The following is a 26,510-nucleotide window of genomic DNA, read 5'->3' on the forward strand; positions in this document are numbered from 1 at the left end:
GCCTAGCAGGGTCAGCTTTTCGCCGATTTCATCCCAGCGTGACGCCGCTGTCCGTCAGCAGGCGCGCAAAGGCTTCACTGGCGAGATAAGCGTGTTCGCGCTCGCGGACATCCGTCATCGGGTCGAGGCCGGTGAGGATGTCGTCGACGAAGCCGGGATGACACATGATGAGGCCGCCATCCGGCAGGCCTCCAATGAATTGCCGCATCAATGCACCGAAATCGGCCGCTTGCGTGAAATCATAGGCGCCGGCGAAGCCGGGATTGAAGCTGAGGCCCGCGCTGGCGGCACGGCGGCGGAATTGCGCGCTGAGGATATCGAGCACCAGCGCTTTTGGTGAGGCCAGCCGCTGCATCAGCGGCAGGTCGCGGCCGCCCTGGCGCACCCAGGCTTTTGGCGCGGCTTCGGCGACGGCGTCGACAAATCCGTCGCGCACCTGCGGATAGAGCTGCACATGCTGATGGCCGTCGACGAAGTCGGGCGCGCGGCCGAACGCTTTCGCGAAAGCCGCCAGCTGCGCCTTGACCTCGTTGCGAAAGAATTCGCGGTCGAGCCTTCGCGCAAGGCCGGCGCGCAGCAGCTTTGGAAACGGGAGAAACATGTCGCCGTCGAGCGGACGGAAATGCATGGTGAGCGGCCGGAACGGCGCCGACAATGTCACGTGCAATCCGATCGCGCAGCGCGGGCTCGCTTGCGCTGCCGTCTGAAGTGCCTCGATCTCGCTGCGCTCGATCGCAGGTCCCACCATCATCACCGAGGTGGCATTGAGACGGCCGCGCTCGATCAGGTCGCGGATGGCGCGATTGACGCCCGGGCTGATGCCGTAATCGTCGGCGCAGAGCCAGATCCGCGGCGGCGGCGCGGCGACGCTCATTCGGCCGCCGTCCGCTTCGAGGCGTCGCCAGCCTTGTCGGACTCGAAATGCTTTTCGCTGTGCTCGGCGACGAAGTAGATCGGGCGCGCCTTCAGCTCGGAGAGGATCTTGCCGATATATTCGCCGACGATGCCGATCATGATGAGCTGCACGCCGCCGATCGTCATCAGGCCGATCACGAGCGAGGGATAGCCGGGCACCTGCTTGCCCGTGGTCAAGACCTCCCAGAGGATCGACAGGCCGAACAGGAACGCTCCGCCGGCGAGGATCACGCCGAGCAGGCTGGCAAAGCGCAGCGGCGCCACCGAGAACGAGGTCACGCCTTCGATTGAAAGACCAAGCAGACGCGCGGCACTGAAGGTGGTCACGCCATGGGTGCGCGGCGCGGGCTCGTAATCGACACGGATCTGGCGGAAGCCGATCCAGCTCGCCAGGCCTTTGAAGAAGCGGTTGCGCTCCGGCAGCTGCCTGAGTGCCGCGACTGCGCGCGGTGACAGCAGGCGGAAATCGCCGGCGTCCGCCGGGATTTTCTGGCGCGCGCCCCAATTGATCAGCGCGTAGAAGCCGCGTCCGGCGAGCCGCCGCAGGAAGGGCTCGTTGTCGCGATGCGCCTTGGCGGTATAGACGACGTCGTAACCGTCCTCGATCCAGTGCCGCACCAGTCGCTCGACCAGTGACGGCGGATGCTGGCCGTCGCCGTCCATGAACAGCACCGCGCCAAGCCGGGCATGGTCGAGGCCGGCCATCAGCGCGGCCTCCTTGCCGAAATTGCGCGACAGCGAGACGACCTGGACGTCGACCGCCTCGGCCGGCAGCGAGCGAGCGATCGATAGCGTCGCGTCCGCGCTGCCGTCGTCCACATAGACGACCTCGCAAGGCAAGCGATAGCGCTGCCGCAACGTCTTTGCGAGATCGCAGATGCGCTGGTGCAAGGCGGCGAGGCCCGCCGCTTCGTTGTAGAGGGGGACAACGATCGACAGTCCCTTCGCGGCGACGCCCGCCGCGGTGGTCGTCATGCCGGAAACGTCAGAGCCCAGCGTCATCGATCAAGGTTCCAGAGGCGTGCGAGGTCATCTCAACAGCATATGGTAGCTGCCGTTTGCTGTCGCTATGCTGAACGGACCTGAGGCTCACTGCCGCAGGAACGCCTCGAGCTTTGCGAACAGCGGGTTCTCCCGGTCGAACACGTAATCCAGCGAAACCACCGAGACCGTCTCGGCGCCATGCGCGCGCAGGAAGCTTGCGAGCGCATAGAGCTGACCGGAGGGGCAGTGCAGCGTGAGCATGCCTGACGAGGTCGGCCCGCCGAAAGGGGCTTCGACGCCGAAGCGCTCGTGGGCCTCGGCGAGCATGGCCGCGTCGCACTGGCGGAAGCGGGTGCGGACCTCGCGGTATTTGTTGGCCCGTGCCCGCGCGGCGATGTGATCGAGGATGATTCGCGCGGTCTCTCGCGCCTGCGGCGACCAATCGGCGTCCCTTGAGGCGACCAGGTTGGCCTGGCTGCGCAGGATCACGCCGTCGTCGAGCACCCGCAATCCGTTGGCGGCGAGCGTCGCGCCGGTCGTGGTGATGTCCACGATCAACTCGGCGCTGCCGGCGGCAGGCGCGCCTTCGGTCGCGCCTGTGCTTTCGACGATGCGGTAATCGGTGATGCCGTGGCTCTGGAAGAAGGCGCGGGTGAGATTGATGAACTTGGTCGCGACCCGCATCCGCATGTGATGCTGCTCGCGGAAGCCGGTGGTGACGTCGTCGAGGTCGGCCATGGTGCGGACGTCGATCCACGCCTGCGGCACTGCGACGACCACATCGGCATAGCCGAAGCCGAGGCCTTCGATCAGGGAGACGCGCTTGTCGGCGTCCGCGATGGTCTCGCGCACCAGATCCTCTCCGGTGACGCCGAGATGCGCCAGGCCGCGAGACAGTTGCGAAGCGATTTCGCTCGCCGAGAGATAGGCGACCTCGACATTGTCGAGGCCTGCGAGCGTGCCGCGATAGTCGCGCGCGCCGCCCGCCTTCGACAGCTTGAGCCCGGCGCGGGCGAAAAAGGCTTCGGTGTTTTCCTGAAGGCGGCCCTTGGAGGGAACGGCCAGAACGAACGGCGCGCTCATGACTTAAGCTCCCACCTTGCGGCCGATCCGGGTCAGCGCATCCACCCAGACCGAGAAACCGACCGCGGGGATCGGCTCGGCCGATCCAAGCTGGGTCATAAGTCCGTCATAGCGGCCACCCGCAACCAGCGGCTCGGCGCCATTGCCCCTGTGGTGCAGCTCGAATTCGAAGCCGGTGTAGTAGTCGAGCCCGCGCCCGAACGCAGTTGAAAAGCGTGTCCCCTTCACGTCGATGCCGCGCGCCGCCATGAAGCCGACCCGGCTTTCGAACTGGTCGATCGCAGCACTGAGGTCGAGCCTTGCCTCATGGGTCAGGGCGCGCAGCTCGGCGACGGCGTCGTCGGGATTACCTGATATCGATAGGAAGCGCTTGAGCACGGCGATGGCCTCGCGCGGCAGTGCGCCGCCCTTCAACGTCGACTGCTCGAGGAAGCGGTCGGCAATCTCGGCCGTGGTGCGGCCGCCGACATTGGTGGTGCCGGCGATCGACATCAGATCGGTGACGAAAGCGAGTGCCGCCTTGCGGTCGGAGCCGGCGAGCGCCGCGAGCACGCCCTCATATTCGCTGCGGGTCGCGGTGGTCGCGGCGGCCAGCCGCTCCAGGTCCTGGTCCAGGCTGATCTTGCGGTTGAAATCCTTGACCAGGCGGCGGCGCCAGACCGGATAGAGGTCGAGCGCGTCGAGCAGGGCGTTGAACAGCGCCACGTCGCCGGTGCGGATCTCGACGTCGCGGACGCCGAAGGCGGCGGTCGCCTCCAGCGCGAGCGCCAGCATCTCGGCATCTGCGGCGGCGCGGTCCTGGCGGCCGAACGATTCGATGCCGGCTTGCAGGAATTCGCTGGTCTGGCCGCTGCGGTAGCGGAACACCGGACCGAGATAGCTGAATCCGGCCGGCTGGCCGGCACGACCAGAGGCGAGGTAATCGCGCGCCACCGGAATGGTCAGGTCCGGACGCAGGCAGAGTTCCTCGCCGGACAGGTCCGTGGTCAGGTACAGGCTCTTGCGGATGTCCTCGCCGGAGAGGTCCAGGAACGGCTCGGCCGGTTGCAGGATGGCGGGCTCGGCCCTGACATAGCCGGCCTGCGCGAACGACAGCAGCAGCGTATCCGCCCAGGCGGAGCCGGCAGCATTTGAGGTGGCAGTCGCGGTCATCTCGGGGTCCATCGTCCCGGTGGAACCGGGCAGGGCAAGGAAGGGAAGCGAATTGCCGCAGGCCTTAGCATGGCCCGGAAGCGGTTTCGACCTCCAAAGGATCAATCGCTTAACGGCCGGCCAACACCGGGATCAAGCCGTCTTGCCACCCCAATCGCCCAGCACCGCCTGCACCAGCGCCAGCGCGGCCACCGCGGCCGTGTCGGCCCGCATGATCCGGGGTCCCAGCGCCAGCCGCAGGATTTTCGGCTGCCGCAGCAGCAGCGCCCGCTCTTCCTCGGCAAAGCCGCCTTCAGGGCCGATCAGCACGTCGATGCCTTCCGCCGCGTGTGCGCCTTGCAGGCTCTGAATGGGGCTTTCGACCTCCGCCGCCTCGTCGCAGAAGATCAGCAGCCTGCCGGCGGCGCGCTGGTTCAGGAAGCGCTCCAGCGGCGCCGGCTCGGCAACGGTGGCGATGCTGAGAATGCCGCATTGCTCGGCGGCTTCGACGACATTGGCGCGCATCCGCTCGGTATTGACGCGGGAGGCCTGGGTGAACCGGGTCAGCACCGGCTGAAGGGTGGCGGCGCCCATCTCAATCGCCTTCTGCACCATGTAGTCGAGCCGGGCATGCTTGAGCGGGGCGAAGACGTAAGCGAGGTCGGGCAGCCGGTCCTGCGGCCGGGTCTGCTGGAGGATGACCAGGCCGTCCGGCCGCTTGCGGCCTTCAATGGCGGTCTGCCATTCGCCGTCGCGGCCGTTGAACGCCAAAACCTCCGCCCCGGCGGCAAGCCGCAGCACATTGCCGAGATAGTTGCTCTGGTCGCGGTCAAGCTCGACCCTGCCGTCCTGGGCAAGGGGGGCGTCGACGAACAGGCGGGGGCCGCGAAAATCGTGGGAGGGCATCGTTCAGGGGTCCAATTTGCCGCCGTTCTTAACCGAAAGCAGTAGTTTCCGGGTAAATATTGCCAAAATGGTGCGTCGGCGCGCCGCGCTCTTGCCCTATTCAACGGGTTGTTAAGGGCCGGCGGGAATCGTAAAATCGCGAGCACGCTGGTTGCGCTTCAATTGGGAAGACGCCGAGCCCCGCAAGCTCCTGCCGGAGAGACTGCCTGATGATCCGTCATTTGATGGTTCCGATCACTGCCGCCATGATCACGATGGGGGCCGCTAATGCCTATGCGCAGGGTTTCCCCGCGCCGCTGCCCGGGCAGGCCCCAACCAGTTCTGCATTCCCGCCCGTGAACGGCTCGGCGCCCGTCGCCTCCGTCGGCGGCGCGCCGCAATCCTCCTTCCCCGTGAACGGCGCCGCGCCCGTCGGTGGCGCCGGCGCTTTCAGCGCGGCCCCGCCGACGCAAGGCGGTCCCGGCGAGGACTGCATGAAGGCGTTCATGCCTCTGCGTGAGGAAGCTGAAAAGCGCGGCAAGCTGATCAAGGCTGCGAGCGACCGTCACGCCCCGCCGGACGAGGCCTGCAAGCTGATCCGCAATTTCAGCCAGGCTGAGACCAAGATGATCAAGTACATCGAGGCCAACGCCTCGAAGTGCGGGATCCCGGCGCAGGTCGGCGCGCAGATGAAGGACGGCCACAAGAACACCGAGGCCATGACGGCGAAGGTCTGCAACGTCGCGCAGCAGATGCAGAACCAGCCGCGCGGTCCGGCCGGTCCGTCGCTGAGCGAGGTGCTGGGTTCGGGCTCGGCACCCGAGGCCAATGCCGGCAAGAAGGGCGGCAGCACCTTCGACACACTCAACGGCAACGTCCTGACCCGATGAACGACACATCCGCCCGCGTTGCCGATTCTACCGGCAACTGGGTCGATACGCGCGCGCCGCAATGGGCGCGGCCTTATCTGCGCTTGTCCCGCTTCGATCGTCCGATCGGCTCCTGGCTCCTGTTGATGCCGTGCTGGTGGTCGGCAGCGCTCGCAGCCGGCATGGTCCACGACGTTCGCGGCCTGCCGCTCACCATCGTCCTGTTCTTCATCGGCGCCTTCGTCATGCGGGGGGCAGGCTGTACCTGGAACGACATCACCGACCGCGATCTCGACGACAAGGTCGAGCGCACCCGCTCGCGGCCGCTGCCTTCGGGGCAAGTGAGCGCGAAGCAGGCGCTGGCGTTTATGGTCGCGCAGGCGCTGATCGGGCTCGTGGTGTTGCTGCAGTTCAACCGCTTCGCGATCCTGACCGGCATCGCCTCGCTGCTGATCGTCGCGATCTACCCGTTCATGAAGCGCATCACCTGGTGGCCGCAGATCGTGCTCGGGCTCGCGTTCTCGTGGGGCGCCCTGATGGGATTTGCCGTCACCTTCGGGCGCATCGACCTCACCGCGCTCGTGCTCTATGCCGGCGCGATTTCATGGGTGATCGGCTACGACACGATCTACGCGCATCAGGACGCCGAGGACGACGCGCTGATCGGCATCAAGTCCACCGCGCGCCTGTTCGGCGCCCATACCCATCAGGCGCTGATCCTGTTCTACGGCCTTGCGGTGGTGCTGATCGGCGTGGCGCTGGCGTCAGGCGACGCGCGCTGGCCGGCCTGGCTCGGACTCGCGGCCTTCGCCGTGCATCTGGCCTCGCAGATCGCGCGGCTGAATATCAGCGACGGCGAACTCTGCAGGCGCCTGTTCTATTCGAACCGCGATGCGGGATTTCTGTTGTTTGCGGGTTTGCTGGCCGACGCGGTGATGCGGGCTGCTTAATCGCGCGCGATGATCTCGCGCTCATCGCGATGCACCGACAACTCGCGTGCGACACCGGTGCGGCGGCGCATCAGAAATTTCGGACGGCGGTCGCGGATCGCGTTGGCGCGACGGCGGCGCGGTGCGGGCTTGCGTGCGCCTTCGTCGAGCTGCGGAAGCGCGAACAGCTCGCTCCAGACCGCCCAGGCCTCAACGAGTTCGTCGCCATCGGCGCTGACCAGCAGCGGAACGGAGAGCGAGGGATCGCGGTGCACGAGCACGAGGCTCTGAGCCTCGTCGTTGCCGCGCAGCGCGACGCCGGTGAAGTCGCTGACGCGGACGTTGATCGCCATCCGCATGCCGCGCACGGCACGCCGCAGCACGACGCGTTCGCGATGAAGCTCGATCTGCCGGACATATCCGTCGGCGCGCGGATCATGCGCATCGAAGCGGACCGGAAGGGAAAGGGGGTCGAGCCGCAGGCTGCGGCTCGACCCGGCGGGAGTGACCCCGCTTGTTGCTGTTTGACGCCTCACGGCTTTGGTTCTCCCCGCCGGGATTATGTTCCCGGTCGATGCGAGGACCTTAGCGCGGGCCTTTCCGAAACCGCTTAAAAAGGCTGGTTAATCCAACCTCACCGCCGCGCATGATTGACAAGACCTTGGCGCGCATGATTGACGAGACGTTGCGCACAAGGTGCGAATCTGAGCTTTTGGTGGGCTGAAAATGCTTGAAGTCCGCGCTATCAGGGCACATCTGTGGGTTCCAGTCCCGAACCCCGCCCCAACAGGATTTCGTTTGTGAACCCTTCACCAAGCTCGACGCTTTCGCCCAAGGATTCGTCCACAGCCGGTCGCGACCTGCTCGACCAGTCTGCGCTCTCCGATCTCGCGCAGCGGCTGGTGGAGGCTGCGAGGCGCGCCGGCGCGGATGCGGCCGATGCGGTCGCGGTGCGCGGCGTCTCGCAAGGCGTCGAGGTGCGCGACGGCCGCGTCGAGGAATCCGAACGTTCGGAGGGTGACGATGTCGGCCTGCGTGTGCTGGTCGGCCAGCGCCAGGCGGTGGTCTCGACCAACGACGCCAGCGGCGATGCCGTGACCAAGCTTGCCGAGCGTGCGGTTGCGATGGCACGCGTCGCGCCCGACGACAAATATGTCGGCCTTGCCGATCCCGCGCTGCTCGCGCGCGACTTCCCCGATCTCGATCTGCTCGACCCTGACGTGCCCGCGACCTCGGAGCTCGAGCGCCGCGCGCTCGAAGCCGAGGCCGCCGCGCTCAGCGTCAAGGGCGTGACCAAATCCGGCGGCGCGTCGGCCTCCGCCGGCATGGGCGGCATGGTGCTCGTCACCAGCACCGGCTTCCACGGCTCTTATCTGCGCTCCAGTCAGGGCATCTCGGCCACCGCCATTGTCGGCGACGGCACCGGCATGGAGCGCGACTACGACTTCACCTCGGCGCCGCATGGTGCGGACCTCTTGTCGCCGGAGATCGTCGGCCGTTCCGCGGGCGAGCGCACGGTTGCGCGCGCCAATCCGCGCAAGGTGGAAACCTGCAAGGTGCCTGTGGTGTTCGATCCGCGCGTCGCGGGCTCCCTGGTCGGTCACCTCGTCGGCGCCATCAACGGCGCGTCGATCGCGCGCAAGACCAGCTTCCTGAAGGATAAGCTCGGCCAGCAGCTGTTCGCCAAGAACATCCGCATCATCGACGATCCCCTGCGCAAGCGCGGCCTGCGCTCGCAGACGTTTGACGCCGAGGGCGTTGCCGTGAAGAAGATCGCGCTGATCGACGAAGGCGTGCTGACGACCTGGCTGCTCGACTGCGCCACCGCGCGTGAACTCGGCCTCACCACAACCGGCCACGCCCATCGCGGCGTCTCCTCCTCGCCGTCGCCCGGACCCTACAATCTGCATCTCGAACCCGGCACGCCGACGCCGGCCGAGTTGATCGCCGACATCAAGCAGGGGTTCTACGTCACCGATTTGATCGGCTCCGGCGTCAACGGCGTCACCGGCGATTACAGCCGCGGCGCCTCCGGCTTCTGGATCGAGAACGGCGAACTCACTTATCCCGTGAGCGAGGTGACGATCGCCGGCCATCTCTTCGAAATCTTCAAGTCGATGCAGCCGGCGAACAATCTCGAGTTCCGCTATGGCGTCAATGCGCCGACGGTGCGCATCGAGGGTTTGACGCTTGGCGGACGCTGACGCGAACTCAACTGGCGAAAGCATCCTGACGCGCGATGCGGCGTTGCTGCAAGACACAGTGCGGGAGGCGGGCGCACTGGCGCAGTCGATGTTCCGCACCGAGCTGAAGAAGTGGACCAAGGGCGCGTCCTCGCCGGTCTCGGAAGCCGACATTGCCGTCAACGATCTTCTGGAAGCGCGCCTGCGCGCGGCGACGCCCGACTATGGCTGGCTGTCGGAGGAGAGCGCCGACGACGAGGTGCGGCTGTCGCGGCGGCTGACCTGGATCGTCGATCCCATCGACGGCACCCGCAACTATCTCAACGGTCATCATGACTGGTGCGTCAGTGTGGCGCTGGTCGAGGATGCCTCGCCCTTGCTGGCCGCGGTGTTCGCGCCGACCAGCGACGAGTTCTTCTTCGCCGCCCGTGGCCGGGGCACGACCCTCAACGATGGGCCGGTGCGGGCGACGGCTGGATCCGAGCTCGACTTCTCGCGTGTCGCGGGCCCGAAGCCCCTGGTTGAGCGCCTGAAGCCTTCACTGGGCGAGATCAAGCTGCATCCCCGAATCGGTTCGCTTGCGCTGCGGCTCTGCCGGGTCGCCCATGGCGCGCTGGACGCGGCTTTTGCCGGCGGCAACAGTCATGATTGGGACCTTGCGGCGGCCGATTTGATCGTGCAGGAAGCGGATGGTAGGATGAGCGACCTCTCCGGAGATCCCATCCTCTATAACCGCCGGGAAGTCACGCACGGGGTGCTGGTGGCAGCGGGTCGTGATCGTCATGCGAACATTGTCGCGCATTTTCGAAACCGCCCCTTGCCGTGAAGCGCTTTCTCGTGCTTGTCGAATACTGCTTTGCCGGGCAGCCCGTTAGGAACAGAACTCATGCCAGATAGTGCCCCGCAACAACTGCTCCATCTCGTCATCGGCGGCGAGCTCGTCGACCTCGAGCACAACACCTTCAAGAACCTCGACGATGTCGAGGTCGTCGGCCTCTATCCGAACTATGCGACGGCCCACGCCGCCTGGCGCGCCAAGGCGCAGAGCACGGTCGACAACGCGCAGATGCGCTATTTCATCGTCCATCTCCATCGGCTGCTCGACCCGAATCAAGAACCGGCGCGTTGAAAAAGCTGCTTCGCAATGCGCTGAGAAGCAGCTTCGTCCAGCGTGCCGTCGGAACCCTGGCGGCCGAGTATCTGCGTCTGGTCTGGCGGACCAACAAATTCACGTTCGATCCGCCTGACGTCTATGACCGCGTCGAGCCGCAGATCCCGGCGATCTTCGCCTTCTGGCACGGCCAGCATTTCCTCACGCCTTTCATCAAGAACAAGGACTGGTACAAGGCCAGGGTCCTGATCTCCCGGCACCGCGACGGCGAGTTCAACGCGATTGCCGCCGAGCGGCTCGGCATCGGCACCATCCGCGGGTCCGGCGACCATGGCAGCGCTTTTCACCGCAAGGGTGGGGTCGGCGCCTTCAAGGAAATGGTGCGAACGCTCGAGGACGGTTGTAATGTCGCGCTGACCGCCGACGTCCCCAAGCGCTCGCGCGTGGCCGGGCTCGGCATCATCATGCTCGCACGGGAATCGGGACGGCCGATCATGCCTTTTGCGATGGCGACCAGCCGCTTCGTCCGGCTCAAGAACTGGGACCGCACCACCATCAACCTGCCGTTCGGGCGGGGCGCATTGGTCGGCATCAAGGAAATCCACGTTCCGCCGGATGCGGACGCCGCCGCCATGGAAGTGCTGCGGCTCGAGCTGGAAGAGACCTTGAACGAGGCCACCCGCCGCGCCTATGCGCAACTCCGCCGCCCGGGACCTGCAGATGCCTAAATCGCCGCCCGGCTCGCTGCCGATGACGCTGCGGATGTATCGGCGCCTGGCTCGTGGCCTGGTGCCGCTTGCGCCCGCGCTGATCAAGCGTCGGCTGAAGCAGGGCAAGGAAGATCCCGCGCGCGTGGGCGAACGGCGGGGCCTGTCCCGGGACGTGCGGCCGCACGGTCCGCTGGTCTGGATTCACGGCGCCAGCGTCGGCGAGGTCCTCGCCGCGGCGGCGCTGATCGAGCGCTTGCGCGATCTGAACCTGCGCATTCTGCTCACCTCGGGCACCGTCACGTCGGCTGCCATCGTGGCAAAGCGCTTTCCGCCCGATGTCATCCATCAATACGTGCCGTATGATTCCCCGCGTTATGTCGCGCGCTTTCTCGACCATTGGAAGCCGTCGCTGGCGCTGTTCATCGAATCCGACCTCTGGCCGAACCTGATCCTGGCGGGCGCCGCGCGCCGCGTGCCGATGGTGCTGATCAACGGGCGGATGTCGCCGCGCTCGTTCCCGCGCTGGCGCCGCATGCACGGCACCATCTCGGCGCTGCTGTCGCGGTTCGACATTTGTCTGGCGCAGTCGAAAACCGATGCCGAACGGTTCTCGACGCTCGGCGGCCGCGACGTCGTCACCACGGGCAATCTCAAGCTCGACGTTCCCGCGCCGCCGGCCGATCCCGCCAAGCTCGAACGGCTGATGGCGATGACGCGCGGGCGTCCGATCATCGTCGCGGCCTCGACCCATCCGGGCGAGGAGGAGATGCTGGTGACGGCGCATCGCAGCCTCGCTGGTTTCTTCCCGCAGCTCCTGACCGTGATCGTGCCGCGCCATCCCGATCGCGGCTCCTCGATCGCAGGCCTGATCACGGCGTCCGGCCTGAAGCCGGCCCTGCGCTCGCGCGACGAACTGCCGACGGCGACCACAGACGTTTATGTCGCCGACACCATGGGCGAGCTCGGCCTGTTCTACCGCCTCTCGGACATCGTGTTCATGGGGGGATCGCTGATCCGCCATGGCGGCCAGAATCCGATCGAGGCGATCAAGCTCGGCGCGGCCATCGTCCATGGTCCGCACGTTTTCAATTTCGCCGATGTCTACGAGGCGCTCGATCACAGCGGCGGCGCGCGCCAGGCCGAGACGCAGGAGCTGCTGATCAAGCAACTCGGGCAGCTGCTCGCCGATCCCACCGTGCGCAACAAGATGCAGCGGTCGGCTGCCGACGTGGTCGAGGATCTCGGCGGCGCGCTCAATCGCACCATGGCCGCGCTCGAGCCTTATCTTTTGCAGCTGCGGATCGAGATGGGGGCCGCCAATGCGTGAGCCGGCCTTCTGGTACCGGCCACGTTCGCTCAAGTCGCTCGCGTTATCGCCGCTGGCCATGCTCTATGGCGCGATTACCGAACGGCGTATGCTGCGCCAAGGCGTCGACGCCGGCATCCCCGTGATCTGCGTCGGCAATTACCATGTCGGCGGCGCCGGCAAGACGCCGACCGTGCTGGCGCTGATGAAGCTCTTGCGCGAGCTCGGCGAGACGCCGGTGGTGCTCAGCCGCGGCTATGGCGGCAGCCTCAAGGGCCCGGTCATGGTCGACCGGATGCGTCACACCGCGTCCGACATCGGCGACGAGCCGCTGATGATGGCGCGCGACGTCCCTGTCACGGTTGCGCGCGACCGCCTCGACGGCGTCGCGTTGGCGAAGTCACAAGGCGCGACCGTGATCCTGATGGATGACGGTTTCCAGAACCCGGGTCTCTTGAAGGACGCTTCGCTGATCGTGATCGACAGCGAGCGCGGCCTTGGCAATGGCAAGGTGTTTCCGGCCGGCCCCCTGCGCGCGCCGCTCAAAGCGCAGCTCGCGCGCACCGACGCGCTGGTGCTGATCGGCGGCGGCCGCGCCGCCAACGATGTCGCGTCCGAGCTTGCCAAGCGCAACAAGCCGGAGCTGCGCGCGCGGCTGAAGCCGGACGCCGGGTCGGTCGCAAGATTGTTGGGCAAGCCGGTGTTCGCGTTCGCCGGCATCGGCGATCCCGAACGATTCTTCCGCACCCTGCGTGCCAGCGGCGTTGAGGTCGCGCGCACGCGCGCCTTCGCCGATCATCACATGTTTTCAAGCGACGAGATCGCAACCCTCGTCGCGGAGGCGCAGCGCGAGCAGCAAACCCTGGTGACGACGGAAAAGGATCTCGCACGCCTGCACGGCCGCGACGGCGTGCCCGATGGCATCGTGCCTTTCGCCGTCCAGCTCGAGTTCGATGACCCGGCTGCGCTCCGGCAATTGATCAGCGACCATCTCTACAAGGCGCGCGAGCGGCGCTTTTCAAGCCGCTGAAACCCACTGTCGTCCTCGTCAGGGCGACGAGGATATTCAGGCGCCATTCATCGCAAGCTCCTATCGTTTTCAGACGCTCGGGAGAATCCGATGAAGTTGCCGTCCGCCGCCGCCAGCCTAAATTGCCTGAAGCAGGCGATCGATCAGAAGATCGTGGGCGAGACCAGGAAGAGTTTCATCAAAACCTGCGTGGGCGCGGATGGCGCGGAGCAGCGATAAAAACGCGCCCGCGGCCTCAGGCTTGCGGCTTGGGCGCGCCCGGGTAATGCCGCTCGAGCACGGCGGCGGGCGTGGCGTAGGCTTCCTGCAGGTCCACGCTCCAGTATTTCAACTCGTCGAGCGGGATGCGCGTATCGGTGATCGCGCAACGCACGAAGGTCCCCGGCGAGATCACGCGGAAGTCGCCGTCGAGATATTGCACCTGCGCTTCGCCATGGCCCGAGGGGCCGAACTTGTTCAGCACGGTCGAAAGTCTCCGTGGAAGGCCGCTCCGTGGAAGAACCTGGAGGGCACGATATGTTGGACGGGATGTAGCATAGATAGGGTGGCTTGTCCGCCCGGTAAACCCACCGGTTTGTGATGTTTTGGCGCCGTTCCCGCGTGATAGTGCTTGGGCGAAGGATTTTACGGCAGTGTCCGATGCGCCTTCCGTTAACCGCCCTGTTCCTGACGTTCCTGATGTCGGCCGCGCACGGCTCGCCGGCGCCGCAGCCGGTCGAGATTCCGCTGGCGTCCGGCGTGCTGCATGCGCAGCTCTACAAGCCCGAGGGCGCGGGTCCGTTTCCGACCGTGATCGCGCTGCACGGCTGCGGCGGCCTCGCTGGCCATCCCGATTCCGTGCTGCCGCGCTATCGCGATTGGGCCGAGCGGCTGCTCAAATCCGGCAATGCCGTGCTGCTCCCTGACAGCTACGGCTCGCGCGAGCTCGGGCCGCAATGCCGTGTCAAGGACATCCACGTCAAGGCGCGGCGCGAGCGCGTCGCCGACATCGCGGCTTCGCGCGCCTGGTTGATGAAGCAGAGTTGGGTTGCACGCGACCGCGTCAGCCTGATGGGCTGGGCGAATGGCGCCAGCGCGCTACTCTGGGCCGTGCGTCCGCAGAGCACCGCGCGCGATGTCGGTCCCGATTTCCGCGCCGCGATCGCGTTCTATCCGGACTGCAGGATTTCCGCTGGCCTGGGGTGGAGCACGCGGGTGCCGACTTTGGTGCTGATCGGCGCCAACGACGACGTGTCGTCGCCGCCGGCCTGCCGCCAGATGGTCGAGGGCGCGCATGGCCGCAGCGCGCTCGCGCGCATCGTGGTCTATCCCGGCGCCTATCACGATTTCGACCGTGCCAACACGCCGCTGCACGCGGCTGCCGGCAGCCCTGATGCCGCCGCGCCCGAGCACGGCCATCTCGGCACCGATGCGGTCGCGCGCGCGGAGTCGCAGAAACAGGTCGCGGAGTGGCTGGCGCGGTAGTCTGGAATGAGCGGGCTCGCCGCGCCGTAGCTCGATAGAGCGAAGGCGGGGCCGCCCCAAGGAACAACAGCGGACAGCCCCGCATCGACCACCGCCCTGCACGGAGAATGGCCGACCGTGACTCTACGGATCGCACGCCGTGGCGGTTTCAGCACGCGACGACGCCATCATTCGACCACGATGTCGATTAAACGCATCTTCCATGCGCAACCGCCTCGTCCTGTTCTCCTCCGCACTGATCGTCTTCACCGTCGCGGTCTTCCTGTTCGAAGCCCATCTTTTCGAAGCTCATGCCGGCGCGCCGGAACATTGCGGCTTCTGGACCACGATCGACGCGGGATTGTCCTGCCGGTAGGCACTCCGTCATTGCGAGCGGAGCGAAGCAATCCAGAATCTTTCCGCGGAGGGACTCTGGATTGCTTCGCTGCGCTCGCAATGACGAGGATGAGAGAGCGCGCACCCAACTCCGATGTCGTCCTGGCCTAGTGCGCAATTGCGCACGGGGAGCCAGGACCCATTACCCCAGGGAGTTGTTTGGCGACGACTGGTTGTTCGGGACTGATACCATGCGCAACCGATAGATTCCGCGGTATGGGTCCTGGCTTTCGCCAGGACGACGGCGAGAATGTTGAGCGCCCTCGCGCTTAAAACAAATTGCCCTGATCCACCGGCTTGCCCACGCGCTTCGGCGCAGGCTTGGCCTCTTGCGCAGCCGGCTTCGGCTGCGCCGGCGCACGCCTTGGCGTCGGCGCTGCACGATCCGCATCCGCGGTCGCGCCGACACGGCCATCCGCAAACTCGATCTCGACCCTTGCGCCGGGACCGATCGCGTCGGCCGAATGCAGCGGATGGCCGGCTTCATCGCGCACCAAGGCGAAGCCGCGCGCGAGCACGCCGCGATAGGACAGCGCGGAGAGCAGCTTGCCGCTGTTCTCGACGCGGGCATCCAGCCGCTGCAACAGCGTGACAAGCGCGCGGCCCGCGCGCTCGGCAAGGCGATGCGTGCGCTCGCGCTGGCGCGCAATCGCATTGCGTTGCGCCTGCGCGTTGGAGAGCTTTGAGGCACGCAAGCGCACCTCCAGCCCGGCAAAGCGGTCGCGTCGCCGCCGCAGCAGCGAGCGCGCGGACAGGCCGAGCCGCTCGCCGCAGACGGTGAGGCGATGATCGGCTTGGGAAATCTGGCCGTGCAGCACCCGCAGCGTCAGCTTGGCGCTCGCCGCGGTGAACCTGCGGAAATGCGCATGGGTGTTGGCCTTGAGGCAGCGGGGCAGGGACGCGCCCGCCGAATCCAGCCGTTGCCGCGGGATCGCCAGCAGGTCCCCGGCCGCCGGCAGCGCGCGCGCGGCCGCACGCAGCTCGCTGCGACGGCTCTCCTGGCTGCGCTGCCAATAGGCGCGGGTGCGTCGCCCGAGATCGCCGACCTCGACAAAGAGATCGCTGCGCACCGGCACCGCCATTTCGGCCGCCGCCGTCGGCGTCGGCGCGCGCTTGTCGGCGACGAAATCGATCAGCGTGATGTCGGTCTCGTGCCCCACGGCCGAGATCAGCGGGATCATGCTCTCGGCCGCGGCGCGGACCACGATCTCCTCGTTGAATGACCACAGATCCTCCAGCGAGCCGCCGCCGCGCGCGACGATCAGCACGTCGGGCCGCGGAATCTTGCCGCCCTCCGGCAGCGCATTGAAGCCGCGGATCGCGGCCGCGACCTGCTCGGCAGAGCCTTCGCCCTGAACTTTCACCGGCCAAACCAGCACGTGGCGGGGAAAGCGGTCCTCCAGCCGGTGCAGGATGTCGCGGATCACGGCGCCGGTCGGCGAGGTCACGACGCCGATCACTTCGGGCAGCCACGGCAGCAGCTGCTTGCGCGCTTCGTCGAACAGGCCTTCGGCGGCGAGCTTCCTCTTGCGCTCCTCCATCAGCGCCATCAGCGCGCCGATGCCGGCCGGCTCCAGCGCCTCGATCACGATCTGGTATTTCGAGGAGCCCGGATAGGTCGTGAGCTTGCCGGTGGCGATGACCTCGAGCCCCTCCTGGGGCTTGAAGCGCATGCGGCCGTGCACGCCCTTCCAGATCACCGCCTCGATCTTGGCGCTCTCGTCCTTGAGCGCGAAGTAGCAATGGCCGGAGGAATGGGCGCCGCGAAAGCCGGAGATCTCGCCGCGGACCCGGACATGGCCGTAGGTGTCCTCGACCGTCCGTTTCAGGGACTGCGAGAGCTCGGAAACGGTGAATTCGGGGGTGTTGAGCAGCGGCTCTGCGGGCGGCATCGGCAAACGATTCGGCATTTGGGGATCGGACCCGACGTTAAGGATTTTTGCAGCGCCGCGCCAATCCGGGGATTGAACAAAAGAGTACTCTGTAGTATAGAGTTCTCTATATTGGACCGGTTTGAGGGGAATTGATCATGGCAATCCGACTGCTACGCGGCGTTTTGAACGGGCTGAAATGGGCCCTGTGTGCGGCCGGCGGCGTGGCGCTGATCCTAGCCGCGATGATCGCAACGCCGCTGGAGCGGCCGCCGGAGATGCGATCGGTCTCCGACTCCGCCAAGGGCATCGACTGGTCCACGCTGCCGGCCTTGGAGCGCTTTCAGGCCCGCGACGGCACCTGGATCGGTTTCCGCCACTATGCGCCGAATGGCGCCGCGACGGGCCGTGGCGCGATCTTCATCCACGGCTCCTCCGGCTCCAGCGGCACCGTCAATCACGCGCTGACCCATGCGATCGCCTCGCGCGGGGTGGAGACCTGGGCGCTCGACATCCGCGGCCATGGCGGCTCCGGCACGCGCGGCGACATCGGCTATGTCGGCCAGCTCGAAGACGACCTCGTCGATTTCGTCGCCGAGGTGCGCAAGACCGCGCCGGATCTGCCGCTCACTTTGATCGGCCATTCCGCCGGTGCCGGCTTCTCGCTGCGCGTCGCCGCGACCCCGATCATGCAGGACATGTTCGTGCGCACGGTGCTGCTGGCGCCCTATCTCGGCTATGACGCGCCGACCAACAAGCCGCGTGCCGGCGGCTGGGCCAGTTTCGACCTGCCGCGCTTCTTCGCTCTCGCCGCGCTGCGCAAGCTCGGCATCGACTGCTGCGCGCAGCTCCCGGTGCTCGCTTTGGCCGTGCCGCAGAATTCGGCGAAGTATCTCGTCTCCACCTATTCCGACCGCCTGACGCGTAATTTCGGCACGCGCGGCTATCGCCTCGATCTTCCGGCGACGACACGTCCGATCACGATCTTCGGCGGCGCCGAGGACGAGATGATGATCTCGGACAAATATGCGGAGACCGTGCAGGCCATCAAGCCGTCCGTGGACGTCAAGATCATCGACGGCATCAACCACATGGGCATCGTCACGAACCCGAAGGCGATCTCGGTCATCGCCGACGATGTGGCGACGCGCGGGGCCGCCGGGAGCTGATCATGATTGCGCATCTGACCCTCGCGGGCGTCATCCACGCGGTGTTGGCGATGCTGTGCCTCGCTGCCGGCCTCGTCCAGTTTCTGCGTCCCAAGCGCGGTGCCGGCCATCGCGCGCGCGGCTATCTCTACGTTTATGCCATGCTCCTCTCCGATGCCGCAGCCCTGCTGGTCTATCGGTTCACCGGCCATTTCAACGTGTTTCACCTCGCTGCGATCGTGAACTTCACCTTGATCGTGCTGGCGATCGTTCCGCTCCTGCGCACGCCGAAACCGTCGAACTGGCGAAGGACTCACTACAACTTCATCGCCTGGTCCTACGTGTCTCCGGTCTCGGCCGCCGGCACCAACATCGCGGCACGACTGCTGCCGCTGCAAAATTCGGAGCAGGTCGCATTGACGGCGTTGGCTGTGTCCCTTGTAACAATGGCGATCGCCTATAGCCTGATCCGGAAGCATCAGCCTCCGCCGGATGGGCCAACCCTGTCCACCGGGTTGATAGGGCAGAGCGGAGGTTCATCGTGATCGACAGCAAGCAGGCCTCGGACGCGCTGGCCGAGATCGACGACACCGTGCGCCGTGTGCGGCAGTCGTTGATCTATCAGGTCTCCAGCCTGGCTATGCTGATGTGGGGCCTCCTCGCATTCGCCGGCAACATCGCGGGCTGGCTCTGGCCGCGCTACGGGCTCTATTTCTGGATCGGCCTCTACGCCGTGTCGATCGTCGGCTTCGTCCTCATCGGCAACTACCACCGATCCCGAAGCCGCATCCGCGTCTTCGATGGCCGCTATCTCCTGACATTTCTCCTGATGGTCGCCTTCGGCATCTTCTGCTGCTATTTCGGTCAGTTCACGCCGCGCCAGCAGACCGCATTCTGGCCGATCTACATCATGCTGTTCTACATGATGGCCGGCGTCTGGTTCGGCCGCGCCTTCCTCGTCATCGGCGCCACCATCGTCGCGCTGACACTGATCGGCTACTACTTCATCCCCGGCATATCGCTTCTGTTGTGGATGGCCGCCGTCAACGGCGGGGGCCTGACCCTCGGCGGCCTCTGGATGCGGCGGACCTGATGGCCGAGCTCGACGACATCATCCATCAGCCGCTGCGGCTGAAGATCATGGCGGCGCTTAACACGCTGCCACAGTCGGCTGGTCTCGAATTCGCCCGGCTGAAAAAGCTCACCGGCGCGACCGACGGCAATCTCGGCGCGCATATCGAGACGCTGGCCAAAGCGGGTTATGTGTCGGTGGAAAAAGCCTTCGTCGGCAAGAAGCCGCAGACCACGGTGACCGCGACGGCGGCGGGCCGCGGTGCGTTTGCGCGGCATGTGGCGACGCTGCAGGAGATTATTGCGGGGAGGCAGGTCTGATAGTCTGAAGTTGGGGCGAACTCTTACCCTCCCCTGAAGGGGCCTGGCGGGGGCGAGTCGATCGCGCGAAGCGCGAGCGGGGTGGGGTGGTCTCTCCGCACGGGTACTGTCGAACGTGAAGGAAATTTTGTGCACCGTCACCGTAATTCAAGAGAAGTTCGATAAGTGCCGCGGTGCCGTAGCAACCTTCTGATAGCTAGTTCGAGGTCGTCTTGGCTTCAGCCGATTAGTCTGAACCAGTCCTTCACAGTCAGCACTAACCGGTCGATTTCATCCTCGGACATTGGGCAGCAGTGGGCGATTGGGCCACGCAGCATGTTCAAGTTCTTCACGATGCGCTGGACGGCCGGTCGGCTTGTGAATATCAGCTCGAAGTGGGCCCAATTCGCTCCGATGATGTCGAAGAGCTGGCCAAACGTTGTGTAGTCGGTCGCACGCTCGGAGCGCTGGGTCATGCCCATATCGATTTCATCTTGGATTAGCTTCTTGACATAGTCGCGGATGGCTTGGGGGACTTTCTGCTCCCACCAATCCGCGCCCTCGGCTTCCTCCATTGTCTCAGTAATCAGTTTTCGAGCTGATTGCTCCAGGCAGTAAAACAGCTCGTAGTATTGAGCCATCGCCGACGCCTGCTGCCGGACTTCCTTTTCGAACTGAGGATAGTACTCCAGGGCGCTTTGCTTGATCGCCGGAGGAACGTGTCCGAGTTCGATGTTGTACTGGTGCTCTATAGTTCGCAGGTCGTCCGTGAGTATCATCCCGGACATGCCGAACGATCGAACGTAATCTTCAGTTTTCATCGGTTGCCTTCAGGAGGTTTTCGCGCAGGCTCTTGAAGATCGCGTTGAAGACCGCGATGTCTGATGTCGCGGGCAAATTGAGGTTGATGTTGTAACCCAGGCGGAGTCCAACTGTCTGGGCCCCAGGTGGGGGAAGCTGCGGAGGGTCTGTGTAGGGCTTAGGGGCTGGCACAGCTAGAACCGGCGCAACAGCTATTTCTGGCTCGGCTGCCGCGTCGAAGTTGGCGTGCTTCCGGATAGCTTTGATGCAGGCTAGGATCATCCCAACCGTTGAGGCGTCTTTGGCGCTCCCGGTCTCCTCGACTATGAGGCCTCTGAGCTTGTCGTCGGCGAGCGCGTACCAATACTCGTTTCGCACAGCTAAGGGCGCATAGCCGATCTTGAGAGCTTCCGCGGCGGCTCGTCCCGCGGTGGCATCGTTGCGAAAGCGGGTATAGATGTCGCTAGGCGAGCCGTCTGGTCGGATGAACCCAACTTTCCGGAGGAAGGCCGCCATCTGATTACCCGATCCGCCTGGGATCTTAAGGATTGTCTTTACGAAATCTTGATTGACGTTCTGCGGCGTGGCTGCAGTTTTAATATTCAACAAAGCCTTGTCGATATTTCCCGGCGTGGTGACGTAGGGCAGCGGTGCCATGCAATCCTCGCAGCGTGGGATGAAACTTCCATCCTGAGGCTCGCAATTGGGATTGCAATAGAGCTTGTCGTGTTACCCACAGTTGTGCGCATAGTTCGCAGGATGGGTTGAGCCCTTGCGAAACCCATCGCTTTCCTATTCCGGCTCTCCGTCATCGCGGCTGTCATCCGACTGCAAGTGACGAGGAAGCGCGGATGGCGCCGACGCTTCGAGAAACAAGTGTGATGGGTTTCGCAACGGCTCAACCCATCCTACGGGCTACAGGCAACACCGCATGGTCCTCTTCAACGATCACGAGAGTTGAAAGGATTCCAAGATTTTACGCAGCGCTGTGAACCGGCTTCGCCGGGTTGCCAGTCTTAGTCGTCCAGGCGGAAGTGGTCAGTTTTATCGGGCCGAAGGATCATTGGAGTCGCTACCAGTTCGTACGCCAGTGACTTCACCCGTTGAACGACCTCGCTGCCTTTCACAGGCGCAAACAATCCTGGTTTGAAGACGCAAAGATTTTTTCCGGCGCCGATACTGCTTCGGAAGGATACACCCTCAAAGCCCTTCTGCCGGAGACAATCCGCAATTAGTTGGGTGATCGAATAGCGCGCCGTCTTCTCTGGTAGCACGGGCGTGGCCATCAATTGGTCCGCAGAGTAAAGGAAGTGAAATAGATCAAGCTCGTGCTCGTTCCCGGCGTATTGCATGATATCGGCATCGAGTGATGCGATCTTGACGTCTTGCTGGCATTCGAATTCACCTATGGAAAGATAATGTCCGGGATGCGGCCGGACCTCGGCGGCTGCGGTCGCGGCGTCGGAAGCAAGATACAGAAAGGAAACGCCCGCGCGGTTTAGCCTCCCCCCGGAAGCGCGCGGAGGTGGCGGAGCGCTCAACGCTGTTCCGCGATAGGGTTGCCGGACGATCGTGCGCCGCCAGCCAAAGTCGGAGTGATCGGCATATCGCGCATCAATGCCAATTCGCGCACGAAAGAATCTGGTGCCAACAGACACGACACGTGTCATGCGGTCGGAGAGCTCGTCCATGAGACCTAGAAGATCGGGCTCAATATCGAAATGATTCTGGTTAGCTAGCCGGGCGACATAAGACCGCAGGATCGGGCTCGTCACTTCTTTCAGCGCAAAATTCATGCCCCTCACGCCATCGTCGTGCCCGGCGTAGACGGAGATGCCTTCCTCGACGGGAGGGTAAGGCTCCGCCGAAAGTAACGCGTACAGGAATTCATGGGTGCGCTCTGAAATCCGGGTCCGTGTCGCGGACGAAGTATCCTCCAGGATCGGATTGTGATTCACCAAGAGGCTTTCCGGCCCGTAGTCGCCGCCCCAATGATGGTTGTACTCATATTCATTGTAGCAAAGCCGGATGAGCGCCTTGATCAGATTAGTAAGCTCACGCTTGCGCGCGGGCGCGCATGCCCTATACGGATGTCCGGTCTCCTGGCAGATCCCACAGACCGGCCCCTCGATCGCGTGCAGCTCGACGCAACGCTTCAGGCTTGGGTGCTTGGCGCATTCCGTACAAAGCGTTACGTCGTCCGTATCCAGGTTCTCAGGATCGAAGCCCGTGTATAATTTGTGGACGGGTTTGTCAGACATGCGTTGCTGCCAGTGCCGGTGCGGATTGGGGTATCTAGCGCTTAAAAGCGCTTGCAGCTGACTCGTCAACCGGAACGTTGGAACGGCCGCGACCCGCCCATGCGACAGAACCCGCCGGCAAGGCGTCGTTGCGGCAAGCGCCGCGTGGCAAAAAGTGGTAAGAGAACGCATCGTCGGAGGGGCGCTCACCAATGAATGAAGATAATCTTCCCGAAAGCTTCGTGGAGGCGCGGAAGCTTGGCTGCGTAAGCTCGTCGGACTGGCACTCCTATACGTGGAAAAACGAATTATCCGAGCAACGCCGCCGCATACTGCAACACCTCGACGAGGTGTTGGTCGATAGCAACACGGAACACAACCCCCTTCACATGCTCGAACGGGCCATCGGTGTCGCCGCCATTTGCATGCGGCGGCTGATCGAATGTCGCCTCGTGACCGATCGATTTCGCGAGTCGGAACTCGAAGTGCACGAGATTTTCGTCAAAGCCGATGGGGAGTGGCGCGAGCCGTTCATCAGTAAGACGGCATCGGAGATCTTCAACAATTACGACATGAGGGCTCGCCATCTGCAGCGCCGGACGCCCAAAGTCATCTCGGACAAGATGCTGCACGCCCGTGTCATCGCTGTATTATCGGGAAGCGTCTATTTGCCGGATGGGCTTCTGATCGCGTCGGATACTCAAAGCAAGCGCAGCCTCTTTCACTTCACACAGGCGGAATTTGCAGCAATCCTGGACGCCTTTCTCGCCGACTTCGTGCATTTTACGCAGGATGGTTTCGTCGATGTTGACACCCACGGAACCGCCAAGGTCTTCGCGATCCGCTCTTAGGCGGCGCCATTTCGTCGCAGTACACGGCAACGTTCAACTCGACGGGGGGAGCAACTTATTACAGTTCGAGGCCAAGACTATAGCTCGAGGATGGGTTGAGCCATTGCGAAACCCATCGCTTTCGCATTCCTGCTCTCCGTTTTCGCGCCTATCATCCGACTGCAAGTGACCGTGAGTCGCGGTTGGCGCTTGGTCGGCCAACTTCACGTAAGCTGCGAGATGCGCGTGTGATGGGATTCGCAATGGCTCAACCCATCCTACGGGCTGTCTAAGGCGAAAAAGAATGCCGCCGCGTGAATGACGGAGGATAAGTAGACAAGGTGGTTCAAATCAAGCGCAGCGAGATGCGCCAGATCGACGATGCCTTTGCCATGGGCTCAGGATATGTGTTGAATTTCTCCGATCGCACCATGTCCGAATGGTTTGAAGACGAGTTGCGGATCAACATCGACGATCAGCGTTATAAGCGCCGTGGCACCTCAAAAGCAAACAGGCTGCGCGCATTCATCGAGGACGAGCCTGCACCTCTAGTAGCGCGCATGCTGCGCGGTCTGTGGGCGCACCGTCAGGTAATTGCCTATGTCCCTTACGGGGCCACTCCCGAGGACTGCAAGAGGCAGGAAGCCAATCTTTTCGCGATCATCAATCGCATCGAGTCCGGCGCCGGCACGCCGGCGATAGACGCCGTGGTGGCGTTCACACGGGATGAGACGCTCGAGGAACTGGTACAGGCCATCCGCAGGGATGCCGAAGCGGACAAACCCCAGGCCGCCCTGGATCGCCTGCACACCTATTCCATGAAAAAGTTCGCCCATCTGCTCAAGCAGCGCGGCGCGCCGACCAACCAGGAAGAGCCGCTGCATAGTAGGGTAGGGCGTTATGTCAAATTAGTAGAGGCCGAGCGCGAGCTTAAGCCAATCACGAAGCAGATTATGAAGAACTGCATTGGGATTTTTCAAAGCTACAACGACGTGCGCAACTCGCATTCGTTCGCCCATGACAACACGGTAGTGGAGAAAGAGGAGGCGCGGTTTATCTTCGAGACCGTCGTTTCAATGCTGCGCTTCGTGAGATCGGTAGAGACAGCAAGATTTGAAGGAGAAGGCGCGCAAGCAGCAAGCAAATAGGCTGCGATGCAACGGTGCCGGCGCAGCCTAGAAGCGGCGGGCCGCTGCGTGTTTCTCCTCTTTAGGCGCTCGTGCGCTCTTGAATGAGGCCGTTTAACAGATAGTCCGGCGCAAATTTTTTGAGCCCCTCGACCACGGCTGACTCTGAAACAAGGAGGTAACGGCCTCTGACCATCAGCCCATTGTATACGGCCTCGAGATCAAGAATTTCACCTCCGCATATGGGAGCGATTTTGGAAGCCTCACCCTTCGTGATGTATTGCTTGCGAAGTACCTGATCCCTCGCTTCGTTTAAGGTGCAAAGGACGATCTTCTCACGGGCGAGTCGCTCCTCACATGTTTTCGTGATGCGCTTCATCCATTGCCGCATCTCGATCAATTTCTCTCGTGTCGTTCCCCACTCTTCGGCCAGCTCAACGAGCTCTTGCCCCTTTGGACTGAGCTTGTGATCGCATTGTGCTACATGGTTATAGTCATCAAAGACTATGCGCGCTCTGTCTTGCACGCGGCGCTCGGTAATATCAGCAAGATAGCTCACCAGGCTCATGTCCTATCCTCCTTAAGGAGCGCCAGGCATTCTAGCGGTAGAGGTACGGTGAATTTTCAGCAATTCAATGGCGAGCAGCTTCCCTGAATGAGGACATTGGCGTCGCCAACCGGTCTGCGCACGGCACGGCACTATGAATCCTGGCTTGGTCCAAGCGGCGGGCCCCCGGAATGACGGGGAGTGCGGGCCGTTTCCCCTTGAGGCCCGACCCGATTCGTGCGACCTCCGCCCACAGCAAAACCCCTCAATTCTGAGCCTTCGATGCACATTCTCCTGCTCGGTTCCGGCGGCCGCGAACATGCCCTGGCGTGGAAGATCGCAGCCTCTCCCCTGGTGACCAAATTCTGGTGCGCGCCGGGCAATGCCGGGATCGCGCGCGAGGCGGAATGCGTGGCGCTCGATGTCGCCGACCATGCCGCCGTGATCGAGTTCTGCAAAGAGAATGCGGTCGAGCTCGTGGTGGTCGGCCCGGAGACGCCGCTGGCGGCCGGGATCGTCGATGACCTCACCGCCGCCGGCATCAAGGCGTTCGGGCCGAACAGGATTCCCGCCCAGCTCGAAAGCTCCAAGGGCTTTACCAAGGCGCTGTGCACCGAATTCGGCATTCCGACCGGCGCCTATGAGCGATTCACCAATGCCGCCGATGCGCGCGCCTATGTCCAGAGCCAGGGCGCGCCGATCGTGGTCAAGGCCGATGGGCTTGCCGCCGGCAAGGGCGTCGTCGTCGCCAAGACCGTGCGTGAGGCCGAGGACGCCATCGCCATGATGTTCGAGGGCGCCTTCGGCGAGGCCGGCACTGAAGTCGTGGTCGAGGAGTTTCTCCCGGGCCGCGAGATCTCCTTCTTCGCGCTGTGCGACGGCGAGACCGCGATTCCGCTGGCGTCCGCCCAGGACCACAAGCGCGTGTTCGACCACGATGTCGGCCCGAACACCGGCGGCATGGGCGCCTATTCGCCGACGCCGCTGGTCACGCCTGCGATCCATGACGCGATCATGGCCAAGATCATTCTGCCGACGGTATCAGGCATGAAGCAGCGCGGCACGCCGTTTCGCGGCATCCTCTACGCCGGAATCATGCTGACGACGCAGGGCCCAAAGCTGTTCGAGTTCAACGTGCGCTTCGGCGATCCCGAGTGCCAGGTGCTGATGCTGCGGATGATGTCGGACATCGTGCCGGCCTTCCTCGCCGCCTGCGACGGCCAGCTGAAGAATTTCGATCTGCGCTGGCATCCGGACTCCGCGCTCACGGTGGTGATGGCGGCGAAGGGCTATCCCGGCGACTACCAGAAAGGCACGCGGATCGAGGGGCTCGATGACGCCTCAGAGGTCGAGACCGCCGAGATCTTCCACGCCGGCACGGTCGAGAAGGACGGCGCGATCCTCGCCAATGGCGGCCGCGTGCTCAATGTCTGCGCGCTCGGCAAGACCGTGACGGAAGCGCAAGCCCGCGCCTATCAGGCCGTCGACCGCATCAACTGGCCGGAAGGTTTTTGCCGCCGCGACATCGGCTGGCAGGCGGTTGACGCCGAAAAGGCCAAAGGCTGACAGGGTTCTTGGCTGCCAGCGCGTAATGTCTGGC

At 64.2% G+C, this 26,510-nt stretch carries 30 protein-coding genes; 18 read left to right on the forward strand and 12 right to left on the reverse strand.

Annotated elements, in window-relative coordinates:
• Positions 1-28: 28 nt before the first annotated feature.
• From IVA88_RS02650 to IVA88_RS02670, 5 genes are all read right to left on the reverse strand, one after another.
• Complete coding sequence (locus IVA88_RS02650) at positions 29-874, reverse strand: ChbG/HpnK family deacetylase (RefSeq protein WP_247495750.1); 846 nt, start codon at positions 872-874, stop codon at positions 29-31.
• Positions 871-1,917, reverse strand: coding sequence for a glycosyltransferase family 2 protein (locus IVA88_RS02655; protein ID WP_247495751.1), 1,047 nt, complete (start codon positions 1,915-1,917; stop codon positions 871-873). Before IVA88_RS02655 ends, IVA88_RS02650 begins: the two co-directional genes overlap by 4 nt.
• 87 nt (positions 1,918-2,004) lie before the next feature.
• A complete protein-coding gene (hisG, locus tag IVA88_RS02660) occupies positions 2,005-2,982 on the reverse strand; it encodes an ATP phosphoribosyltransferase (protein WP_247495752.1) in 978 nt (325 codons plus the stop codon).
• Between the two features lie 3 nt (positions 2,983-2,985).
• Positions 2,986-4,134 (reverse strand): ATP phosphoribosyltransferase regulatory subunit, encoded by a 1,149-nt coding sequence (locus tag IVA88_RS02665; protein ID WP_247495753.1) that lies wholly within the window; start codon positions 4,132-4,134, stop codon positions 2,986-2,988.
• Between the two features lie 132 nt (positions 4,135-4,266).
• On the reverse strand, positions 4,267-5,019 hold the full coding sequence (locus tag IVA88_RS02670) for a 16S rRNA (uracil(1498)-N(3))-methyltransferase (RefSeq protein WP_247495754.1): 753 nt from the start codon (positions 5,017-5,019) through the stop codon (positions 4,267-4,269).
• A gap of 209 nt (positions 5,020-5,228) precedes the next feature.
• On the opposite strand from IVA88_RS02670, the gene IVA88_RS02675 reads away from it, so the two are divergent.
• Together IVA88_RS02675 and ubiA are read left to right on the forward strand one after the other, a co-directional pair.
• Entirely contained in the window at positions 5,229-5,888 is a 660-nt protein-coding gene (locus IVA88_RS02675; protein WP_247495755.1) for a hypothetical protein, read from the forward strand.
• Positions 5,885-6,817, forward strand: a complete 933-nt coding sequence (gene ubiA, locus IVA88_RS02680) for a 4-hydroxybenzoate octaprenyltransferase (protein ID WP_247495756.1) — start codon at positions 5,885-5,887, stop codon at positions 6,815-6,817. The genes IVA88_RS02675 and ubiA overlap by 4 nt, the downstream gene beginning before the upstream one ends.
• On the opposite strand, the gene IVA88_RS02685 is transcribed toward ubiA, so the two are convergent.
• Positions 6,814-7,332: a DUF6101 family protein gene (locus IVA88_RS02685; RefSeq protein ID WP_247495757.1), complete on the reverse strand. Its 519-nt coding sequence runs from the start codon at positions 7,330-7,332 to the stop codon at positions 6,814-6,816. The genes ubiA and IVA88_RS02685 overlap by 4 nt on opposite strands.
• 264 nt (positions 7,333-7,596) lie before the next feature.
• On the opposite strand from IVA88_RS02685, the gene IVA88_RS02690 reads away from it, so the two are divergent.
• The 7 genes from IVA88_RS02690 (at position 7,597) to IVA88_RS32385 (ending at position 13,355) form a co-directional block, all read left to right on the forward strand.
• Complete coding sequence (locus IVA88_RS02690; protein WP_247495758.1) at positions 7,597-9,000, forward strand: TldD/PmbA family protein; 1,404 nt, start codon at positions 7,597-7,599, stop codon at positions 8,998-9,000.
• Entirely contained in the window at positions 8,987-9,805 is an 819-nt protein-coding gene (locus tag IVA88_RS02695; protein ID WP_247495759.1) for a 3'(2'),5'-bisphosphate nucleotidase CysQ, read from the forward strand. The genes IVA88_RS02690 and IVA88_RS02695 overlap by 14 nt, the downstream gene beginning before the upstream one ends.
• Before the next feature lie 60 nt (positions 9,806-9,865).
• Complete coding sequence (locus tag IVA88_RS02700) at positions 9,866-10,108, forward strand: DUF4170 domain-containing protein (RefSeq protein ID WP_091958722.1); 243 nt, start codon at positions 9,866-9,868, stop codon at positions 10,106-10,108.
• Positions 10,105-10,818, forward strand: a complete 714-nt coding sequence (locus IVA88_RS02705; protein ID WP_247495760.1) for a lysophospholipid acyltransferase family protein — start codon at positions 10,105-10,107, stop codon at positions 10,816-10,818. The genes IVA88_RS02700 and IVA88_RS02705 overlap by 4 nt, the downstream gene beginning before the upstream one ends.
• The gene (locus tag IVA88_RS02710) at positions 10,781-12,127 is read left to right on the forward strand and encodes a 3-deoxy-D-manno-octulosonic acid transferase (RefSeq protein WP_247495761.1); all 1,347 of its coding nucleotides are present in this window, start codon (positions 10,781-10,783) and stop codon (positions 12,125-12,127) included. Before IVA88_RS02705 ends, IVA88_RS02710 begins: the two co-directional genes overlap by 38 nt.
• Positions 12,120-13,136 (forward strand): tetraacyldisaccharide 4'-kinase, encoded by a 1,017-nt coding sequence (gene lpxK / locus IVA88_RS02715; RefSeq protein ID WP_247495762.1) that lies wholly within the window; start codon positions 12,120-12,122, stop codon positions 13,134-13,136. Before IVA88_RS02710 ends, lpxK begins: the two co-directional genes overlap by 8 nt.
• Positions 13,137-13,226: 90 nt before the next feature.
• Complete coding sequence (locus tag IVA88_RS32385) at positions 13,227-13,355, forward strand: hypothetical protein (RefSeq protein WP_256466742.1); 129 nt, start codon at positions 13,227-13,229, stop codon at positions 13,353-13,355.
• 16 nt (positions 13,356-13,371) lie between these two features.
• On the opposite strand, the gene IVA88_RS02720 is transcribed toward IVA88_RS32385, so the two are convergent.
• Positions 13,372-13,599, reverse strand: a complete 228-nt coding sequence (locus tag IVA88_RS02720; RefSeq protein WP_007596922.1) for a DUF2093 domain-containing protein — start codon at positions 13,597-13,599, stop codon at positions 13,372-13,374.
• A 176-nt stretch (positions 13,600-13,775) separates the two neighbouring features.
• On the opposite strand from IVA88_RS02720, the gene IVA88_RS02725 reads away from it, so the two are divergent.
• Both IVA88_RS02725 and IVA88_RS02730 read left to right on the forward strand, forming a co-directional pair.
• Entirely contained in the window at positions 13,776-14,600 is an 825-nt protein-coding gene (locus tag IVA88_RS02725; RefSeq protein ID WP_247495763.1) for a dienelactone hydrolase family protein, read from the forward strand.
• Between the two features lie 202 nt (positions 14,601-14,802).
• Complete coding sequence (locus IVA88_RS02730; RefSeq protein ID WP_247495764.1) at positions 14,803-14,955, forward strand: hypothetical protein; 153 nt, start codon at positions 14,803-14,805, stop codon at positions 14,953-14,955.
• A gap of 289 nt (positions 14,956-15,244) precedes the next feature.
• On the opposite strand, the gene xseA is transcribed toward IVA88_RS02730, so the two are convergent.
• Positions 15,245-16,867 carry an exodeoxyribonuclease VII large subunit gene (gene xseA / locus IVA88_RS02735; RefSeq protein ID WP_247495939.1) on the reverse strand — a complete coding sequence of 541 codons (1,623 nt, stop codon included), beginning with the start codon at positions 16,865-16,867 and terminating at the stop codon, positions 15,245-15,247.
• A 137-nt stretch (positions 16,868-17,004) separates the two neighbouring features.
• On the opposite strand from xseA, the gene IVA88_RS02740 reads away from it, so the two are divergent.
• From IVA88_RS02740 to IVA88_RS02755, 4 genes are read left to right on the forward strand one after another with little or no spacing between them, the layout of a single operon-like run.
• Positions 17,005-18,015 (forward strand): alpha/beta fold hydrolase, encoded by a 1,011-nt coding sequence (locus IVA88_RS02740; protein WP_247495765.1) that lies wholly within the window; start codon positions 17,005-17,007, stop codon positions 18,013-18,015.
• A gap of 2 nt (positions 18,016-18,017) precedes the next feature.
• The gene (locus IVA88_RS02745) at positions 18,018-18,539 is read left to right on the forward strand and encodes a DUF2306 domain-containing protein (protein ID WP_247495766.1); all 522 of its coding nucleotides are present in this window, start codon (positions 18,018-18,020) and stop codon (positions 18,537-18,539) included.
• Positions 18,536-19,087, forward strand: coding sequence for a hypothetical protein (locus IVA88_RS02750; protein WP_247495767.1), 552 nt, complete (start codon positions 18,536-18,538; stop codon positions 19,085-19,087). The genes IVA88_RS02745 and IVA88_RS02750 overlap by 4 nt, the downstream gene beginning before the upstream one ends.
• On the forward strand, positions 19,087-19,386 hold the full coding sequence (locus tag IVA88_RS02755; RefSeq protein WP_247495768.1) for a transcriptional regulator: 300 nt from the start codon (positions 19,087-19,089) through the stop codon (positions 19,384-19,386). Before IVA88_RS02750 ends, IVA88_RS02755 begins: the two co-directional genes overlap by 1 nt.
• 218 nt (positions 19,387-19,604) lie before the next feature.
• Here the strand turns inward: IVA88_RS02755 and IVA88_RS02760 are convergent, their stop codons facing one another.
• The 3 genes from IVA88_RS02760 to IVA88_RS02770 form a co-directional block, all read right to left on the reverse strand.
• On the reverse strand, positions 19,605-20,186 hold the full coding sequence (locus IVA88_RS02760) for a Swt1 family HEPN domain-containing protein (RefSeq protein ID WP_247495769.1): 582 nt from the start codon (positions 20,184-20,186) through the stop codon (positions 19,605-19,607).
• Positions 20,176-20,823, reverse strand: coding sequence for a DUF5343 domain-containing protein (locus IVA88_RS02765; protein WP_247495770.1), 648 nt, complete (start codon positions 20,821-20,823; stop codon positions 20,176-20,178). Before IVA88_RS02765 ends, IVA88_RS02760 begins: the two co-directional genes overlap by 11 nt.
• Before the next feature lie 359 nt (positions 20,824-21,182).
• Positions 21,183-22,427 (reverse strand): RES family NAD+ phosphorylase, encoded by a 1,245-nt coding sequence (locus tag IVA88_RS02770; protein WP_247495771.1) that lies wholly within the window; start codon positions 22,425-22,427, stop codon positions 21,183-21,185.
• Between the two features lie 191 nt (positions 22,428-22,618).
• On the opposite strand from IVA88_RS02770, the gene IVA88_RS02775 reads away from it, so the two are divergent.
• Together IVA88_RS02775 and IVA88_RS32545 are read left to right on the forward strand one after the other, a co-directional pair.
• Entirely contained in the window at positions 22,619-23,257 is a 639-nt protein-coding gene (locus IVA88_RS02775; RefSeq protein WP_247495772.1) for a hypothetical protein, read from the forward strand.
• 320 nt (positions 23,258-23,577) lie between these two features.
• Positions 23,578-24,384, forward strand: coding sequence for an abortive infection family protein (locus IVA88_RS32545; protein ID WP_247495773.1), 807 nt, complete (start codon positions 23,578-23,580; stop codon positions 24,382-24,384).
• 61 nt (positions 24,385-24,445) lie between these two features.
• On the opposite strand, the gene IVA88_RS02785 is transcribed toward IVA88_RS32545, so the two are convergent.
• Positions 24,446-24,931, reverse strand: a complete 486-nt coding sequence (locus IVA88_RS02785; RefSeq protein ID WP_247495774.1) for a hypothetical protein — start codon at positions 24,929-24,931, stop codon at positions 24,446-24,448.
• A gap of 261 nt (positions 24,932-25,192) precedes the next feature.
• Here IVA88_RS02785 and purD point away from each other — a divergent pair, with 261 nt between their 5' ends.
• A complete protein-coding gene (gene purD, locus IVA88_RS02790; RefSeq protein WP_247495775.1) occupies positions 25,193-26,476 on the forward strand; it encodes a phosphoribosylamine--glycine ligase in 1,284 nt (427 codons plus the stop codon).
• Positions 26,477-26,510 lie beyond the last annotated feature (34 nt).

Origin of the sequence: Bradyrhizobium sp. 149 (genome assembly GCF_023073915.1) — a bacterium.
Taxonomy (GTDB): Bacteria; Pseudomonadota; Alphaproteobacteria; order Rhizobiales; family Xanthobacteraceae; genus Bradyrhizobium.